This is a genomic window from Entomomonas sp. E2T0 (assembly GCF_025985425.1).
Classification (GTDB): domain Bacteria; phylum Pseudomonadota; class Gammaproteobacteria; order Pseudomonadales; family Pseudomonadaceae; genus Entomomonas.
In genome coordinates this window covers 2,295,309-2,312,188 of the sequence record NZ_CP094972.1, presented here as the reverse complement: position 1 = coordinate 2,312,188, position 16,880 = coordinate 2,295,309, and the positions used below count along the sequence as shown (strand labels likewise).

Below are 16,880 nucleotides of genomic sequence, written 5' to 3'. Positions count from 1 at the left end.
GGAAATAAAATATTGTTATGAAAGCTTATTCGCGTTTTTTAGTAGTACTCTTTACTTTACTTTTTTTAACGGCATGTGATCTTTTACCACTTACTAGCCAAAGTATGCCATCTTTTACCAATAATCAAGATACTCCTGAGTACTTAATTGGCCAAGCTAACCAACAATCTAATGCAGAAATAGCTAATCAATACCGATTAATTGCTGCTGATAAATATATAAAAGCGAATAACCTAGAAAAAGCCCAAGCTACTTTAGGGAACTTACAACCTAATCTTAATAAAACCCAGCAAATGATTGCTGATATGCTGAAAGCTAATATTGCTTTAAATAAAAAAGATACTGCAACAGCACTTAATCTGTTAACAAGTAATACTTTCTATCGTTTAGACGAACAAGAAACTTATTTACAAGTGCGTGTGCGCTTATTAAAAGCTACTGCCTTTGAAACGGATGGTAAACCCTTACAAGCTTTACGTGAACGCTCTTATATTTCCTCCTTCTTATCAGGACAAACTGCACAAGACAACCAAGATAATATTTGGCGCTTAGCTATGTCTATACCTTTAGAGGCATTAGAGTCTGCGGCCGATGGTGGTGAAACCGGTGGTTGGTTACAACTGGCTAAAGCAGTGAAAAGTGCTTCGACTTTAGCAGAACAAAAAGAAAATATTAATCAATGGATGGCAGCTAACCCTAATCACCCTGCTGCTAAAAACCCTCCTGCTGAATTAATGACTATCCAAAGCTTAACCACAGAAACCTACACAAAAGTAGCTATTTTACTGCCTCAAAAACAAAAATACGCACAAGCTATTTATAATGGTTTTATCGCTGCATACTACCAAGCAGATAATAAAGATAAGATCACTATTAAAGCTTATGAAAGTAGTGACTTTAAATCTATGGATGCTTTTTATGAACAAGCAAAAAAAGATGGCATGCAGTTAGTTATAGGGCCTATTGAGAAAAACTTTGTTAATGAACTCAGCAAAAAACCTACATTACCTATTACGACATTAGCTTTAAATTATACAGATGGTAATAGCCACCCTCCTCAACTATTCCAATTTGGTTTATTACCAGAAGATGAAGCCAGAGAAGCGGCCATTCGTGCCTTTAGTGATGGACGTAGGCATGCTGTTGCAATAGTTCCTCAAGGGGAATGGGGTAAAAAAGTATTATCTGCTTTCCGTACTCAATGGGAACAATTGGGTGGTGTAATAGATGGTATTCAATATATAGATCGTCCTGTAGATTTAGATGGTCAAATGGTATCCCTTATTGGCAAGTTACCTGGTAATGGCATTAAGAGTACCAGTGAAGATGACAACATGTTATTTATGGTGGCAGAGCCCTCCATTGCACGCCAAATCCGAGCGCTATTAGTTTATCATGATGGTGATAAATTGCCTGTTTATGCCACTTCACATATCTACACAGGTACACCTGATGCAAGCCAAGACAGTGATCTAAATGGTGTATTATTCACCGAAACTCCTTGGTTATTATCAAGCACTGATCCTGTTCAACAAAACATTATTACCCAATGGCCACAAGCTAAAACTAGTTTTGCCAGACTTTATGCACTTGGTGTTGATACATGGCGTTTAACTCCTCGTATTTCAGAATTGAAAGCATTACCTAATAGCCGTGTTGAAGGGCTCTCTGGTGAGTTAACTATTGATAATAATCAACGTGTTACACGCAAACTACCATGGGCAACGTTTAATAAAGGTTTAATTCAACCTGCACCTCAAAATGCCTTATAATGGCCAAACATTTAGTCATTGGCAAAACAGCTGAAGAAATGGCTTTGCAATATTTGCAAAGCCAGCATTTATCGCTTATAACCAAAAATTGGCGATGTAACTATGGTGAAATTGATCTTATTATGACAGATAAACAAACTGTTATATTTATAGAAGTTCGCTATCGTAAACAAGCACTATGGGGAGCGGCAGCTGAAACTATCACCCAAAGTAAACGCCAAAAAGTAATAAAAACGGCTACCTTATTTTTACAGCAAAACAATAGTTTTTCAGCTAAACCTTGTAGATTTGATGTAATTGCCATGACAGGGGAATTAGATAACCCTTCTATTACATGGTTAACTAATGCTTTTTCCTTAACCTAGCATAAAAAGATTTTTAGTATGCAAGAACGTATTCAAGCATTTTTTCAAGAAAGCATTAATACACTTAATCAAGTGGCTAATGTACTTAGTGGCGAAATTGAACAAGCTAGTTTTACTATTGTAAATAGCTTGCTAAATGAAGGAAAAGTATTAAGCTGTGGCAATGGCGAATCAGCTATTAGTGCGCAATACTTTAGCACCAAACTACTCAATCATTTTATCCAAGAACGCCCTAGCCTTCCTTCCATTTCACTAACTAATCATCCAATCACTACAGCTATTGCCAATGATTATGGTTTTTCTGAAATATATTCTAAACAAATTAGAGCATTAGGTAACAATAAAGATATATTATTGGCTATCGCAACTAGCAACAATTCGGCTAATATTATAGAAGCGATACATGCAGCTCATGATAGAGAAATGACAGTTATTGCCTTAACAGGAACTGACTGTACTGCAATTAAAGCCTCGCTATTAGCAAGTGATATTGAGATTTGTGTACCAACCTATAAAATAGTACAAATCCAAGAGGCTCACTTACTGATTATTGATGGTTTGTGCAACCTAATCGATTATCAATTATTTGGAAGCGACTAATGAACAAAAGATACTCTCTACTTACTCTACTAATGTTAGCATTTATAATATCTGGTTGCTCAACAGTAGTTGGCACAACACGTAATAAGCCTGTACAAGATGACTTGGGTACACGTACTTGGGGCGCAAAAATTGATGACTCACTGATTGAAACTAAAGTAGCAGTTAATGTTGCTAAAGCCGACCCTAAGTTAGATGATGATTCACGTATTGTTGTAGTTAGTTTTAATGGTATTGTATTACTCGCAGGGCAAGTACCCAATGCCAATTTAAAACCTATTGCTGTAAAAGCCGCTTCTCAAGGAGTACAAGGAATCAAGCAAGTACATGATGACTTGCAAATAGCTCCTGTAGCTGGTTTCTTAGCCCGTAGCAGCGACTCATGGATAACCAGTAAAGTTAAATCATCCATGACATTTAAAGCTGAAATCCCAGCAAGCCGTATTAAAGTTGTAACTGAAAATGGTATCGTTTATCTATTAGGACTCGTTACCCATAAAGAAGGCAAAGCAGCAGCCGAAGCAGCCAAAGATATTTCTGGTGTACAACGAGTAGTGATGGTTTTTGAGTATATCGATTAGCTAAATATATAAAAGGGGAAAAATTAATTCCCCTTTTATTTTTGTCATTACTCTCTTATCTTAACTGGCTATCTTTACTACCACGTCGATTATATAGGTTTAGCTCTTTAGCTTGTTGTTTATCAAACTCTTGCTGACAGTTAATGCAATATCTAACCCCTAGCAATGCTTTACGCCTTGCTTCAGAAATGGGTTCACCACACTCTTCACAGAACTCTGAACTCTGCTGATTTGGGTTTAAATTTAATTGTTGTTTAGCATGCTCTACTGCATCAGCAATACTACTTTCAATTTGCTCACTCACGGCATCATCAGATGCCCAGCCACTAGCCATAACTATAACCTCCAATTTATTGAGGATACTTATTATATGGTTACTTGTTAGTCACTTTTCAATAATCTAATAATAAAAAAACCGCTATTTCAAAAAAATAGCGGCTATTGGGAAACAAAACCTATTAAATTATTGGCGAACACCTTCAATCGATAAAGTCATTTCTACTGTTTCGCTAGCAGGGCCTAAGTCATAATTAATACCAAAATCTTTTAACTTAAGTGTCGTAGTACCAGAGAAACCTGCGCGGTAGCCACCCCATGGATCTTTACCTTCACCAATAAACTCAGCATTAATCGTAATGGGTTTAGTAACACCATGTAATGTTAGATTACCTTCAATATCAAATTTGTTATCTTGTTTAGGTATTACTTTTGTAGAAACAAAACTTGCTTGTGGGAATTTTGCAACATTTAATAGATCAGCTGAGCTAATGTGCTCATTACGCTTTTCATGGTTAGTATCAACACTTTTAGTATTGATGACCACATTTACTTTATCTGCTGCAGGGTTAGCTTTATCATAAGTAAAAGTACCTGAGAAATCTCTAAAGGTTCCATAGAGCCAGCTATAACCTAAATGATTAATACGGAAGTTAACAAAAGCATGTTGTCCTTCTTGATCAATCTTATAATTAGCTGCATTAACAAATGGTGCTGCAACTGCTAACAAACTGGTGATAGCTGTTGTGATGATGGCTTTCTTAAACATAAATTATCCTTGTAAATATTAATTAATAATAATGGATAGCAGTTTATTTATGATTAGCTAATAAATAAATAGTCAAATAGGTTTAGACTGTTCCAATTATGGAATAATTACTCTAACTGCTCTTTAGGATAAATAAAAAAATGGAGCTAATTAGCTCCATTTTTTATATATTATTTATCATACCCTAGATTGGGTGCTAACCAACGCTCTATATCCTCAATAGGCATATTTTTACGTTTAGCATAGTTCTCTACTTGATCTTGATAAATTTTACCTACCCCAAAGTATTTAGCCTGAGGATTAGCAAAGAACCAACCACTAATAGCAGCCGTAGGCCACATTGCATAGTTTTCAGTAAGTGTTACTTTACTTTGATTATTCTTATCTAATAATTCAAATAAGGTAGCTTTTTCAGTATGATCTGGACAAGCTGGATAACCTGGTGCAGGTCTTATGCCTTGATATTGTTCTTTAATTAACGCTTCATTATCTAATGTTTCATCCGCAGCATAGCCCCAATAGGTTTTACGCACTTGTGCATGTAACCATTCGGTACAAGCTTCTACAAAACGATCAGCTAAGGCTTTAACCATAATGGCATTATAATCATCTTGCTTAGCTTCATAGTGTGCCACTAGTTCATTGACACCAATACCTGCCGTTACAATAAAGCCTCCCATATAATCAGTGATGCCAGTTTCTTTAGGAGCAATAAAATCAGCTAAGGAATAACTTTTAGTGCCTTCTGCTTTAATTTGTTGTTGGCGTAGATGATGTAATATAGTGACCGTTTGGCCATTTTCATCATAAAGTTCAATATCATCATGATTAACTTGATTAGCAGCCCAAAAACCAAAAGTTGCACGTGCTTTAATCAATTTACCATCAACTATCATTTGCAACATTTGCTGAGCATCGTGAAATAATTTTGTGGCCTCTTCCCCTACTACCTCATCAGTGAGTATACGAGGATATTTACCTGCTAAATCCCAAGAAATAAAGAAAGGTGTCCAATCAATATAATCTACCAAAGCAGCTAAATCGATATCCTCTAGCACCTTAGTACCAATAAACTGTGGTTTAGTCGGGGTAAAATCTTGCCAATCAATTTGTGGTTTATTAGCAATAGCTTCGTTATAAGAAAGATATTTAGCCGTTTGACTACGTTTACTCATTCTTTCTCTAATTTGTTGATACTCTTCACGGGTTTTAGCCACTAAATCTGGTTTCATTTCCTTAGACAGTAATTGAGTAGCTACGCCCACCGCACGAGAGGCATCAGAAGTATAAATAGCGATATCATTTTGGTATTGTGGTTCAATTTTTACCCCAGTATGGGCTTTAGAAGTAGTAGCGCCACCAATCATTAACGGTATCTTAAAACCTTGCCGTTGCATTTCTTTGGCTACATGTACCATTTCATCTAATGAGGGAGTAATTAGCCCTGATAAACCAATAATATCAACTTTCTCATCAATAGCGGCTTGCAGGATTTTCTCACAGGGTACCATCACCCCTAAATCAACAATATCATAACCATTACAGCCTAGTACTACACCCACAATATTTTTACCAATATCGTGTACATCACCTTTTACGGTAGCAAGCAGAATTTTACCTTTGGCCTCTTTTTTATCACCCTTTTCTGCTTCAATAAAAGGTACAAGATGAGCCACTGACTGCTTCATTACTCGAGCAGATTTCACAACCTGTGGTAAAAACATCTTACCATCACCAAACAAGTCCCCTACAATATTCATCCCTGCCATTAAGGGGCCTTCAATTACTTCAATGGGGCGCTTACATTGCAAACGGCATTCTTCCGTATCCTCTACAATATAAGTAGTGATTCCTTTTACTAAAGCATATTCAAGACGCTTAGCTACAGGTAAATTACGCCATTCTTCTGTTTCAGTTTCTTTAGTCGCACCATCACCACGATATTTTTCAGCAACTTCTAATAATGCTTCAGTTCCCTGAGTATTACGATTAAGAATAACATCTTCTACTCTATCTCTAAGCTCTTGTGGAATATCATCATAAATGGCTAATTGTCCCGCGTTGACAATCCCCATGGTTAAGCCATTTTTAATGGCATAGTATAAAAATACCGAGTGAATTGCTTCACGTACTGGGTTATTACCACGAAAAGAGAATGAAACGTTAGAAACACCACCAGAAGTTAGAGCATGAGGTAAGTTGTCACGAATATAAGCGCAGGCATTAATAAAATCTACAGCATAATTATTATGTTCTTCTATGCCTGTAGCTACCGCAAAGATATTAGCATCAAAAATAATATCTTCTGCTGGAAAACCTACTTCATTCACTAAAATATCATAGGAACGTTTACAAATTTCTTTCTTACGCGCTTCAGTATCAGCCTGCCCCTGTTCATCAAAGGCCATTACAATAACAGCTGCACCATAACGTTTACAAAGCTTAGCATGGTGTAAGAAAGGCTCTATGCCCTCTTTTAAACTAATCGAATTAACAATTCCTTTACCTTGAATACACTTTAACCCTGCTTCGATTACTTCCCATTTAGAGGAATCAACCATAATGGGTACACGGGAGATATCAGGTTCAGAAGCTACCATATTTAAGAAAGTAACCATTGCGGCTTGTGAATCAAGCATACCTTCATCCATATTAATATCGATGATTTGTGCACCTGACTCTACTTGCTGTTGCGCTACTTCTAAAGCCTCTGCATAGTTACCTTCACGAATTAAGCGAGCAAATTTAGCCGAACCTGTAATATTAGTACGCTCTCCCACATTTACAAATAATGAATCACGGGTAATATTAAAAGGCTCTAACCCTGCTAAACGACAAGCTTTTGGAATTTCAGGAATCTGACGTGGTGCTATATTGCTTACAATTTCAGCAATGGCTTTAATATGTGCAGGGCTGGTACCACAACAACCACCGACAATATTTAAATAGCCTGCTTCAGCAAACTCTTTAATAATAGCTGACATTTGTTCTGGTAATTCATCATACTCACCAAAAGCATTGGGTAAACCAGCATTTGGATGAGCAGAAATATAGGTATCTGCCTTATCTGAAAGCTCTGATAAATAAGGACGTAACTCTTGAGCACCCAATGCACAGTTAAGCCCTACAGAAATAGGGTTAGCATGTCGAATAGAATTCCAGAAAGCCTCTGTTGTTTGACCTGATAAAGTACGACCAGAAGCATCCGTAATAGTCCCTGAGATCATAATAGGTAATGTAACACCTAGCTCTTCAAATACACCTTGTACCGCAAAAATAGCCGCTTTAGCATTTAAGGTATCAAAGATAGTTTCTATTAGAATAAAGTCTGCACCACCTTCAACAAGCCCTTTGGTGGATTCCGTATAGTTTTCTACTAGCTCATCAAAACTAATATTACGAAAACCTGGATTATTTACATCAGGTGAAATAGAACAGGTGCGACTAGTAGGGCCTAATACACCTGCTACAAATCTTGGTTTATCCGGTGTTTCTAATGTCTTTTGATCAGCTACTTGGCGAGCGATACGAGCGCCTTCAAAATTCAACTCATAAACCAAGCTCTCCATACCATAATCAGCTTGAGAAACATTAGTTGAATTAAAGGTATTGGTTTCTAAAATATCAGCGCCAGCATCTAAATACGCTTTTTCAATCTCTGCAATAATATTGGGTTGAGAAAGTAACAATAAATCATTATTGCCTTTTACATCCATGGGCCAATCAGCAAAGCGCTCACCACGATAATCCTTTTCTTCTAACTTATAGCTTTGAATCATGGTTCCCATTCCACCATCAAGAATAAGAATACGATTTTTTAAAGCTTCTTGAAAAGCTACAAGACGGGCTGCACGATCTAACATTACAACAATACCTAATAGGAAACTGGTTAAAACTGTCTATTATAATGAATTATCAATCAGATTAAACAAAACATTGACTATTTATTAGTTATAAACATATATTTAAACAAGTAACCACCCTATCTATTTATTCTTTCTTAATTTTTATCAATGCAAAAATTCTTTTGAAATCATATAATATAGAATCAGGATCAAGAAATTTAAATCTTTTGATTTTGATAACAACAATAAATATCACCCCCACATTTAAGGATATACTATGAAAAAGATTTTATTAGGTTTAATTGTTGCTTCTTTCTCTGCCTCAGTTATGGCTGCTGAATTAGTTACAGAATGCCAAGACTATTTTAAAGAAGCTGATGCTGCGTTAGAAGCTTCATTAGAAGCAATTAAGGCACAGGGTCTAGATCCTGCAACAGTTAAAGCCCAATACGAGGCTTCAAAAACTCAATTCACTGCATTATCAGCAGACCAACAAAAGTCCGTTTGTAAGCAAGCATTAGATGCTTTAGAGCAAGCTAAAAAAGCTCAAGCAGACGCTGCTGCAGCTAAGAAATAAAAATATTACTTTCTTAAAGAAGGGTTTAGTTTAACTCTTCTTTAGGTATTCTCAACAAGATGACAAATCATTAGGCTATTTTGAATAAACTACTTTCAACCAAATAGTTATAGCAAATAATGAATTAATGGTGCTGCAATTAAATTAATTAATCCCATTAACACCATTGCTAAACCAGCTACCGAGCCTTCCCCAACACCCAACTCATTTGCTCTAGTAACCCCACAACCATGTGCACCTACACCAAAAATAGCCCCTCGCGCCAAGGTTGTTTTTAATGGCAGCCATTTCAGTAATATGCCACCTAACAAAGCGCCTAATACCCCCGTGATTAAAACAAAAACAGCAGCTAGCTCAGGCACACCACCTAAACTTTCAGCAACAGGCATCGCAAAGGGTGTGGTGATAGTGCGAGGTACAAGTGACATGGTTACTTTATCATCTAACGCTAATAAATGAGCTAGCCCAAATGAACTGATAATAGATAAAGTGCTACCCACCAGCATTCCTAAAGACAGAGCTAACCAATGTTGCATGATTAGTTTACGCTGTTTCCAAATAGGAATAGCAAAAGCTACTGTTGCAGGGCCTAACATTAATACAAGCCAGTGTGTGTTTTGCGAATATTCTTTATAGGTGGCATGTAATGGTACTGCAAATGCAAACAATACAATAGGAACAAACAATAAAGGCGATAAAATATAATAACGCTTACGTCTATACAACCAACGACTTAAAAAATAACTCAGCAATGTTAGTAATAGCCAAAGCCAAGGTTTCCACCACTCAATGACCATGTTTTTTTCTCCAGCGGCGCATTAAATTCCAACGATAAATAAGCTCTACAGTAATTGCTGTTCCTAACATCACTAGCACTGTACTGAGTAGAATAATTAGAATTATTTTCCATCCTTGATTCATAATCAGCGTACCATAATCAAGCAAACTCATTACTGCTGGTACAAAAAACAACAGCATTTCACCTAATAATAGTGCCGCTCCTCTCTGTAGTTGATCAGGACTCAACCAACCAGAAGCAAATACCATAAGTAATAATGCTAAACCAATAACACCTGGAGGAATCGAAAGATGAAACCAGACTACCAATTGCTTTCCTATAGCATAAAAAGCAATCAACACCGCTAACTCTGCTAACAACCGAGTTAACATAAAAATATACTGACGTTTCATAATAAATAATACATTGATAAGGGATATCACCTTTAACAGATGATATTAAAAAGCAGAATAGAATTAGCATAATTATTAATTATGCCTTTTTATTATAGCCCTAATTTTATAGCTAAAACAGTGAATTAATTAACTGTGAAGAAAAAATCACTTTTTACAAATAAAACTCGCCTAGCAAAATAAAATAACTCTTTATTTATAAATAGCTTATAATATCGAGTTTACTGCCTTCATACATAAGTATCAATAAGTATTAGTATTTTTCAAATAGCAATGGGGAACTAAACATTATAATTTTTGTCTACAGATTAGGCATTTTTTTGCCAATTATCACTCCTATATATAACCAATCTTGGTTAATAAAAATACCCTATAAATAAATTAGGATAATTATGAAAAAAAAGTCATTTAAAATTAGCCTTGCATGGCAAATATTAATAGCATTAATTTTAGGTATTACATTGGGGGCTATTCTTCACAATGTACCAACTGTACAACTTATTAATATCTTTGGATTTGAAAAAACTATTGTAAATCCTAATGTCACTTGGACTATAAATACTATCTTACAGCCTGCTGGTGATTTATTTATTCGTCTTATTAAAATGATTGTAGTACCTATTGTACTATCGTCCATTGTAGTGGGCGTTGCAGGTATAGGGGATTCTAAAAAGCTTGGACGTATAGGGGTTAAGACCATAGTTTATTTTGAAGTAATTACCACCATTGCTATTGTGGTAGGTATTACTTTTGCTAATGTTTTTCACCCTGGTACAGGTATTGATATTTCTACCTTAACACAAACTGATATCTCTCAATATGCTTCTGCTACCGCACAAGTTTCGCATGAAAATCATTTTGTACAAACCTTAATGTCTTTAGTACCTACCAATATCTTTGCCGCATTAATGCGTGGCGATATGTTGGCAATTATTTTCTTTGCAGTACTGTTTGGGGTTGCATTATCCTCTATTCCTGCGGCTAAAAGAGACCCCTTACTAAATATCTTTAGTGGTGTTTCAGAAACCATGTTTAAAGTAACTAATATTATTATGCTCTATGCGCCAGTGGGAGTTTTTGCATTAATTGCGGTTACTGTTAGTCAGTTTGGTTTTAGTTCATTATTGCCATTACTAAAATTAGTTTCCCTGGTTTATGCGGCTATTCTATTTTTCGCTATTGTGATATTTGGTATTGTGGCAAAAATTTGTGGCTTGAATATTTTTAAACTGATTTTAATCCTAAAAGATGAATTAATACTAGCCTACTCCACTTCAAGTTCTGAAACTGTACTTCCTCGTATTATGGAGAAAATGGAGCACTATGGTGCGCCAAGGTCTATCACTAGCTTTGTTATCCCTACAGGTTATTCTTTTAACTTAGATGGTTCGACCCTTTATCAAAGTATTGCTGCTATTTTTATTGCCCAACTATTTGGTTATAACCTGACAATTTGGCATGAAATTACCCTTGTTCTCACCCTAATGATTACCTCTAAGGGAATTGCAGGTGTACCAGGTGTTTCCTTTGTGGTTTTACTTGCCACTTTAGGCAGCGTGATTGATATGAAAGATGCTACCCTTGGTTTAGCCTTTATTGCAGGGGTTGACCGTATTATGGATATGGCACGTACCGCACTTAATGTGGTAGGTAACTCGCTAGCAGCCTTAGTAGTCGCTAAATGGGAAGGTCAGTTTGATGTTGAAAAATCTCTAGCCTACGAAAAACAAATGCTTCATCCTAAAGGCTAAATTCTCTTAGTTCTTTCTAAAAGCAGTATAGGTATTCTATACTGCTTTACAAATATCTTTCACAAATAAACTAAAACAAATTAGATAAGTACTATTGATATTGTCCTTTTATTATTAAGAGTGATTGTTTAGTTAAACACAACTCACACTCTATCAAGTCATTGAATATCCTCTTGCCACATATCAGCGTGCAATCAATGCGAACACACCCCACCCCAAATATTCACGTGTATATGTGACGTAACGTTTTGGTTCTAAAGTCAGTTGAGTTCGCACTTCTTTTGCAAAATCATCGTTCGGATTTGCTTCAAGCCATCGACGCATGGTGAGCCACTTGGCTGCCTCATACCTATCCCATCCTTCTTGGTCAGCCAGAACCATTTCCACAACATCATAATTAAGGTCACCAAAATAAGTAATAAGCTCTGGCAACATAACAAAGTCAGAAATAGACTCAGCACAGCAACCCTTAACAACATCTTCCGTTGGTGGCAACTGACGCCAGTAGGGTTCACCAATAAGGATTGTTCCACCCGTATGGAGACTCTTCGTCAGAAGCTCGATAGTGCCAGCAATCCCCCCACCAATCCACGTAGCACCGACACAGGCTGCTATATCAACCTTTTTATCAGCGATGTAACCAACAGCATTATCATGAATAAACTTAACTTGACCAGTGACTCCAAGTTCTTTAGCTCGAAGTTTTGCTTGCTTACTGAATAACTGGCTCATATCAATGCCAACACCAGTAATTCCATAATCACGCGCCCAAGTACACAGCATTTCGCCTGAACCGCTACCGAGATCCAGTACACTAGCTCCAGCATCTAAACGCAATACTGCACCAAGCGTAGCAAGTTTTTCTGCTGTAAATGGGTTGTGAATACGATGAGCACTCTCAGTAATATTGAAGATACGTGGGATGTCCAATGTAAAAACTCCTTTTACTAAATTGTACAATAACTGGAATATACCCTTAGTACCTATAGTAAACAAGGAGTTTTGATCATATTAAGATCAGCAAAGTTATTTAGTATCCATTTTTATAATTAAACTGCGTCTACTAAAGCTTCTTGTAGATTATTCGCTAATTTAACTATTTGCTCTGCTCTTTCATTATCGGCTGACCGATACCCTTTTAATAGCGAACACCAGTCTTGATGTGCTCGCGCTTTTTGTAAAGGTTTCGGTAATGTTTTCCACAGATGATGGTCTGTCACATTTAACTCAATCGCCTGATTAGCAGCATGACCACGTTTTACTAAAGCAGTTAATAAATAGCACTGACGAATAGCCAAAATCTGTAAAATAGCATCATCAACACCTAAAAATTGCTTACCTGTAAATTTGCCTACTAATTGATCTTTGTAATTAGAGAATGTTTGCCATGCACTGCCTGTAATAGCACCTAACAACGCAGCAGCTCCTAAGGTTAACCCTGCAAACATCAAATCCACACCTACACCTGCAACAGCTCCAGCAGCAGCACCTTTACCAATACTAAGGCTAAACTGTTTAATGGTTTCAGGGTTAAATAAATCATCATCAAAACGACCATCAATTAAGGGTAAGTTACCTGCAAAAGCGTCATCTTTTCTAAACTGATACAATGCTAACAAAGACTCAATACAATGTTGCTCACGCTTTCTTACTTTATCTTGTAAATTTTGCTTAGCCTCATTGATACTTTTTTCATCTGTAGCCACTAAAAAGCTGTAAGCAGCAATATCTATTAATAGCTCAGCAATTATTTTTAATCCTTGCTGATAACGCTCCACAGATTGTTGCTCATGATAACCAATAAGCTCTAATAGTTGTGGTCGAGCTTGTTCTAATAATAAGGCTAGCGTCTCATATAGGCGACGTTCACCATCCTCTGGTGGTGCAACACTATCAAATTGAACTAATGCATGTAACCCTAAACGTGCTAAAGCCCCTCGCCACTCTTCAGTACGATGATTATTATTGGCTACAAAATTCAGTACAGGTAATAATGGTTTACCTGTATCAATTAGAATTTCTAATTCATCTTTATATTTTGCTAGTACAGGCTCTCTTGCATCGATTACATACAATCCTGCATCAGATTGTAATAATTGCCTTAATACCTTAGCTTCTTGCTCAAAACGCAGTTTTGCCTCATTACTTTTTAAAAAACGTTCAATTCTCTCGGGGCCATCAAGTCTATCCCCTTGAGCCAACTGATCACAATAGTCTAGCAAACCAATAGCATCTTCTAAACCAGGGGTATCATATAGTTCTAATAATGGTTTACCTGCAATTAGTAATTTAGCACCCTCAACATGACGGGTAGTACTAGGTCGATGGGAGACCTCGCCAAAATGAGTATCACGAATTAAAGTTCGTAATAGTGAGGTTTTACCCACATTAGTGTGACCAACCAACGCAAGCACTAATGGCTTAGTCATGCTCTGCTCCTAACCATGCCAGTAAACTATCTTTATCTCCATACGCTAACTGCAATTGATCCAATGTTTGTTGCCAATCAGCGAGGCGTTGCGTATCAGTATCTTGCTCGACTAATAAGCATACCCTAGTTTCTGCTGCACAATGGGCTAACTCTGTAATCAATGCCAATGTTCCTCTATCCACAGAACGTCTGGGATCACAAACGATTAATAATTTAGCAACAGGGTTAATGGTTAACTGATCTAATAGCTGCTTACGTTGTTCTCTTGTTTCTATTAGCCCAGCATCCACTATATGTTCAGATAATGTAGCAGGTGGCCAAGGATAATTAGGCTCTAATTCTACCCCTACTAAGACAGCCCCTTTTTCTGACCAAGTAGCTGATGCTGCTGTTGGTTCTGACCAATGTGCTGGTATAGCATCCGTTACACCGATTATTTCAGTATCTGGTAATAACCGTGACTTTAATAAACTATAACTAGGTAACGATAAATCTAAACTAAGGCGTTTATAACCATATTGGCCAAAACTACTACAAAGAAAAAACAATACTAACCGAGGTAATATTCCATATACTACTAAAACACCTACTAACCAAGTGGCCCAAGTTTGTCTAGCAGTATCTGTCATTACCGCCATATCACCACTTTGCCTAACAAGCTCTTCACTAGGAATAGGAAAGCCTAATATATGAGGTAAAGTGCCTAAAACCTGTACTACAGTTACAAAACTATCGGCACTTAAAATAGTAGTTTGCCAAATAAAGCCATAACGTTGTGTAGCCAATAATAATAACAAACTAATTAAAGCAACTATTGAGGCTAATAACCATAACCCATTGGTTAACTTACCTAACCACCAACGCTCTAGTTTTCTTTGATGTAATAAACTAAGTAAGGCCGGCATTAACTGCACAACTTGCTTTTTACCTGTTAATTTACTGGTTAGCCACAAACTAAAACGACCTAATTGATTAACTGATTGCCCACCAACAAATGTGCCTGCTAACCAAATAATAAGCATTAATATATTTAGGCCCAGCAAACAACCAAGGGCGCTAAAAATATTAATAGTATGTTCTGCCGCTGAAAAGGTAGGTAATACTAGCCCTATACCAACAAAAATAGCTAATACACACAAAATACGCACAGACCAATGCATAGCAGTTAAAGCGCTTTGCTGTGCCAATAATAAATCTGTTTTATTGGCTAACCAGTGAGCACGTGCCACAATACGTGTTTGTAAGTCACCACCCGCTTTACGTGCTTGGCGCACAGCTTCACTATCTGCTAGTACTCCTTGTTGCTCTTCTTGCAAACGAATAGTTTCAGCTAACCATAGCTCATTAAAATGTTGTTGATTAGTTAGTTTAGCCACAATATTTATAAATAGCCTTTGCTAGACACATTAACTTATATTCTACTGCATCTGACTGAAAATATTGTGGATAAATATTTAAATTTTGTTTAAATATAATAAAAGAAATTTAAAGACATATATCTATTCTAGATAATTAATAAAGAAGGCGTATAGTTAAACTGTTAGAAATTTATAGGGTTAACTTATCTCCACTAACCAATGGGCATATAACCTATAAAGTTAATATAGAAGGTAAATACTATGAAATATGTCACTGTCACATTACACAATGCATTAGAACTATTAAACAGTAGTAAAGATTTAGTAGATATAAATGATATTGTGGAAGAAGTAGCAGACTTAACGCACTCTACTATTAAAGATAATACTAGCTTTGAATATAATGCAAATTACTTAGAAAAAATAAAAGGCAATGAATTTATGATCAAAGTATTAAGATTAGCTGAATACCGTATGGCACAAGTGAAAGCTTTATGGACAGAGTTTAAGCGAACCTAATTTACTTAGCATATAAACACGCTAACGCTCTAATTAGCTTTTGAGCTATGTGTGGTTGTAAAGGTTTTATTTTGCTTATATAACACAGTTAAAAAAAGGAGATTAATCTCCTTTTTTATATTTTGAATATTCGCATTATTGAGGTGTGACCTTTGGAAAATCTACCTCTGTTTCAGCCACATTATTCATATAATTCGTCCAAATATTAAGTGCCACATTTTGAACAATTTCTATAATTTCGGCATCGCTATAACCATGTTCATGGATATTTTGTAAATCTTGTGCTGAAACCTTGCCTTTCTTTTCTGCTACCTTCACCGCAAACTCAATAGCAGCTTTAGTTTTCTCATCATTAGAACTACCTTTACGGTTTGCTGCAATTTCAGCATCATCTACTTTCATTAAATTTTTGCTAATATAACTGTGAGCAGATAAACAATAAGAACAACCATTAATCTCAGCTAATGCTAATGAAATACCTTCACGAGTTTTTGCATGTAATTTACCCTTAGCTAAAGCTCCTGAAAGATTGACATAACCTTTTAATGCTACTGGGCTTAACGCTACTAAGCGATATAAATTAGGTACTTTACCTAGTTGTTTATTAACCGCTTCTAGCATCTCACGGGATTCTTCAGGTGCTGCATTAATATCAGCTGGAATATTAAATCTTGACATGTAATCTCCACAATATAGTTCATAATATGCTTAAATAAGACTAACTAATTAATACTTACCCCTTACCTCATCATATAATGAGATAAGAGGTATTAAAGCCCATTGCCTGTTATAACTATTAATCACTACACCTACTATAATCCTCTCTCACATTACAGCTAGCTATC

The 16,880-nt window shown here is 36.3% G+C and carries 16 protein-coding genes; 7 read left to right on the top strand and 9 right to left on the bottom strand.

Annotated elements, in window-relative coordinates; translation table 11 throughout:
• Positions 1 to 17: 17 nt before the first annotated feature.
• From MTZ49_RS11190 to MTZ49_RS11175, 4 genes are read left to right on the top strand one after another with little or no spacing between them, the layout of a single operon-like run.
• Entirely contained in the window at positions 18 to 1,772 is a 1,755-nt protein-coding gene (locus MTZ49_RS11190) for a penicillin-binding protein activator (RefSeq protein ID WP_264745630.1), read from the top strand.
• On the top strand, positions 1,772 to 2,137 hold the full coding sequence (locus MTZ49_RS11185; protein WP_264745629.1) for a YraN family protein: 366 nt from the start codon (positions 1,772 to 1,774) through the stop codon (positions 2,135 to 2,137). Before MTZ49_RS11190 ends, MTZ49_RS11185 begins: the two co-directional genes overlap by 1 nt.
• 18 nt (positions 2,138 to 2,155) lie before the next feature.
• Entirely contained in the window at positions 2,156 to 2,737 is a 582-nt protein-coding gene (locus MTZ49_RS11180; RefSeq protein WP_264745628.1) for an SIS domain-containing protein, read from the top strand.
• On the top strand, positions 2,737 to 3,318 hold the full coding sequence (locus MTZ49_RS11175; RefSeq protein ID WP_264745627.1) for a BON domain-containing protein: 582 nt from the start codon (positions 2,737 to 2,739) through the stop codon (positions 3,316 to 3,318). The genes MTZ49_RS11180 and MTZ49_RS11175 overlap by 1 nt, the downstream gene beginning before the upstream one ends.
• 55 nt (positions 3,319 to 3,373) lie before the next feature.
• On the opposite strand, the gene MTZ49_RS11170 is transcribed toward MTZ49_RS11175, so the two are convergent.
• The 3 genes from MTZ49_RS11170 to metH all read right to left on the bottom strand — a co-directional run bounded on the left by MTZ49_RS11170 (position 3,374) and on the right by metH (position 8,226).
• Positions 3,374 to 3,652 (bottom strand): DksA/TraR family C4-type zinc finger protein, encoded by a 279-nt coding sequence (locus MTZ49_RS11170; protein ID WP_264745626.1) that lies wholly within the window; start codon positions 3,650 to 3,652, stop codon positions 3,374 to 3,376.
• 129 nt (positions 3,653 to 3,781) lie between these two features.
• A complete protein-coding gene (locus tag MTZ49_RS11165) occupies positions 3,782 to 4,363 on the bottom strand; it encodes a YceI family protein (RefSeq protein WP_264745625.1) in 582 nt (193 codons plus the stop codon).
• A gap of 170 nt (positions 4,364 to 4,533) precedes the next feature.
• Positions 4,534 to 8,226, bottom strand: coding sequence for a methionine synthase (metH, locus tag MTZ49_RS11160; RefSeq protein ID WP_264745624.1), 3,693 nt, complete (start codon positions 8,224 to 8,226; stop codon positions 4,534 to 4,536).
• Positions 8,227 to 8,485: 259 nt separating this feature from the next.
• On the opposite strand from metH, the gene MTZ49_RS11155 reads away from it, so the two are divergent.
• On the top strand, positions 8,486 to 8,785 hold the full coding sequence (locus tag MTZ49_RS11155) for a DUF5339 domain-containing protein (RefSeq protein WP_264745623.1): 300 nt from the start codon (positions 8,486 to 8,488) through the stop codon (positions 8,783 to 8,785).
• A 107-nt stretch (positions 8,786 to 8,892) separates the two neighbouring features.
• On the opposite strand, the gene MTZ49_RS11150 is transcribed toward MTZ49_RS11155, so the two are convergent.
• Positions 8,893 to 9,582: an LrgB family protein gene (locus MTZ49_RS11150; RefSeq protein WP_264745622.1), complete on the bottom strand. Its 690-nt coding sequence runs from the start codon at positions 9,580 to 9,582 to the stop codon at positions 8,893 to 8,895.
• On the bottom strand, positions 9,572 to 9,976 hold the full coding sequence (locus MTZ49_RS11145) for a CidA/LrgA family protein (protein ID WP_264745621.1): 405 nt from the start codon (positions 9,974 to 9,976) through the stop codon (positions 9,572 to 9,574). The genes MTZ49_RS11150 and MTZ49_RS11145 overlap by 11 nt, the downstream gene beginning before the upstream one ends.
• Positions 9,977 to 10,368: 392 nt before the next feature.
• On the opposite strand from MTZ49_RS11145, the gene gltP reads away from it, so the two are divergent.
• Positions 10,369 to 11,727 (top strand): glutamate/aspartate:proton symporter GltP, encoded by a 1,359-nt coding sequence (gltP, locus tag MTZ49_RS11140; protein WP_319804732.1) that lies wholly within the window; start codon positions 10,369 to 10,371, stop codon positions 11,725 to 11,727.
• Between the two features lie 183 nt (positions 11,728 to 11,910).
• Here the strand turns inward: gltP and MTZ49_RS11135 are convergent, their stop codons facing one another.
• From MTZ49_RS11135 to MTZ49_RS11125, 3 genes are all read right to left on the bottom strand, one after another.
• Positions 11,911 to 12,657, bottom strand: coding sequence for an SAM-dependent methyltransferase (locus tag MTZ49_RS11135; RefSeq protein ID WP_264745620.1), 747 nt, complete (start codon positions 12,655 to 12,657; stop codon positions 11,911 to 11,913).
• A 119-nt stretch (positions 12,658 to 12,776) separates the two neighbouring features.
• Positions 12,777 to 14,156: a DUF3482 domain-containing protein gene (locus MTZ49_RS11130; protein WP_264745619.1), complete on the bottom strand. Its 1,380-nt coding sequence runs from the start codon at positions 14,154 to 14,156 to the stop codon at positions 12,777 to 12,779.
• Positions 14,149 to 15,534 (bottom strand): DUF2868 domain-containing protein, encoded by a 1,386-nt coding sequence (locus MTZ49_RS11125; RefSeq protein ID WP_264745618.1) that lies wholly within the window; start codon positions 15,532 to 15,534, stop codon positions 14,149 to 14,151. Before MTZ49_RS11125 ends, MTZ49_RS11130 begins: the two co-directional genes overlap by 8 nt.
• Positions 15,535 to 15,777: 243 nt before the next feature.
• On the opposite strand from MTZ49_RS11125, the gene MTZ49_RS11120 reads away from it, so the two are divergent.
• Entirely contained in the window at positions 15,778 to 16,035 is a 258-nt protein-coding gene (locus MTZ49_RS11120; protein WP_264745617.1) for a hypothetical protein, read from the top strand.
• A gap of 135 nt (positions 16,036 to 16,170) precedes the next feature.
• Here MTZ49_RS11120 and MTZ49_RS11115 read toward each other — a convergent pair whose 3' ends face one another.
• A complete protein-coding gene (locus tag MTZ49_RS11115) occupies positions 16,171 to 16,713 on the bottom strand; it encodes a carboxymuconolactone decarboxylase family protein (RefSeq protein ID WP_264745616.1) in 543 nt (180 codons plus the stop codon).
• Positions 16,714 to 16,880: the final 167 nt, after the last annotated feature.

Excerpts from the sequence above, each read along its gene's own strand:
- MTZ49_RS11190 (WP_264745630.1), top strand. The coding sequence starts at position 18 with ATGAAAGCTTATTCGCGTTTTTTAGTAGTACTCTTTACTTTACTTTTT.
- MTZ49_RS11165 (WP_264745625.1), bottom strand. The coding sequence starts at position 4,363 with ATGTTTAAGAAAGCCATCATCACAACAGCTATCACCAGTTTGTTAGCA.
- MTZ49_RS11145 (WP_264745621.1), bottom strand. The coding sequence starts at position 9,976 with ATGAAACGTCAGTATATTTTTATGTTAACTCGGTTGTTAGCAGAGTTA.
- MTZ49_RS11130 (WP_264745619.1), bottom strand. The coding sequence starts at position 14,156 with ATGACTAAGCCATTAGTGCTTGCGTTGGTTGGTCACACTAATGTGGGT.
- gltP (WP_319804732.1), top strand. The coding sequence starts at position 10,369 with ATGAAAAAAAAGTCATTTAAAATTAGCCTTGCATGGCAAATATTAATA.
- MTZ49_RS11150 (WP_264745622.1), bottom strand. The coding sequence starts at position 9,582 with ATGGTCATTGAGTGGTGGAAACCTTGGCTTTGGCTATTACTAACATTG.
- MTZ49_RS11120 (WP_264745617.1), top strand. The coding sequence starts at position 15,778 with ATGAAATATGTCACTGTCACATTACACAATGCATTAGAACTATTAAAC.
- MTZ49_RS11175 (WP_264745627.1), top strand. The coding sequence starts at position 2,737 with ATGAACAAAAGATACTCTCTACTTACTCTACTAATGTTAGCATTTATA.
- metH (WP_264745624.1), bottom strand. The coding sequence starts at position 8,226 with ATGTTAGATCGTGCAGCCCGTCTTGTAGCTTTTCAAGAAGCTTTAAAA.
- MTZ49_RS11155 (WP_264745623.1), top strand. The coding sequence starts at position 8,486 with ATGAAAAAGATTTTATTAGGTTTAATTGTTGCTTCTTTCTCTGCCTCA.
- MTZ49_RS11180 (WP_264745628.1), top strand. The coding sequence starts at position 2,156 with ATGCAAGAACGTATTCAAGCATTTTTTCAAGAAAGCATTAATACACTT.
- MTZ49_RS11185 (WP_264745629.1), top strand. The coding sequence starts at position 1,772 with ATGGCCAAACATTTAGTCATTGGCAAAACAGCTGAAGAAATGGCTTTG.
- MTZ49_RS11170 (WP_264745626.1), bottom strand. The coding sequence starts at position 3,652 with ATGGCTAGTGGCTGGGCATCTGATGATGCCGTGAGTGAGCAAATTGAA.
- MTZ49_RS11115 (WP_264745616.1), bottom strand. The coding sequence starts at position 16,713 with ATGTCAAGATTTAATATTCCAGCTGATATTAATGCAGCACCTGAAGAA.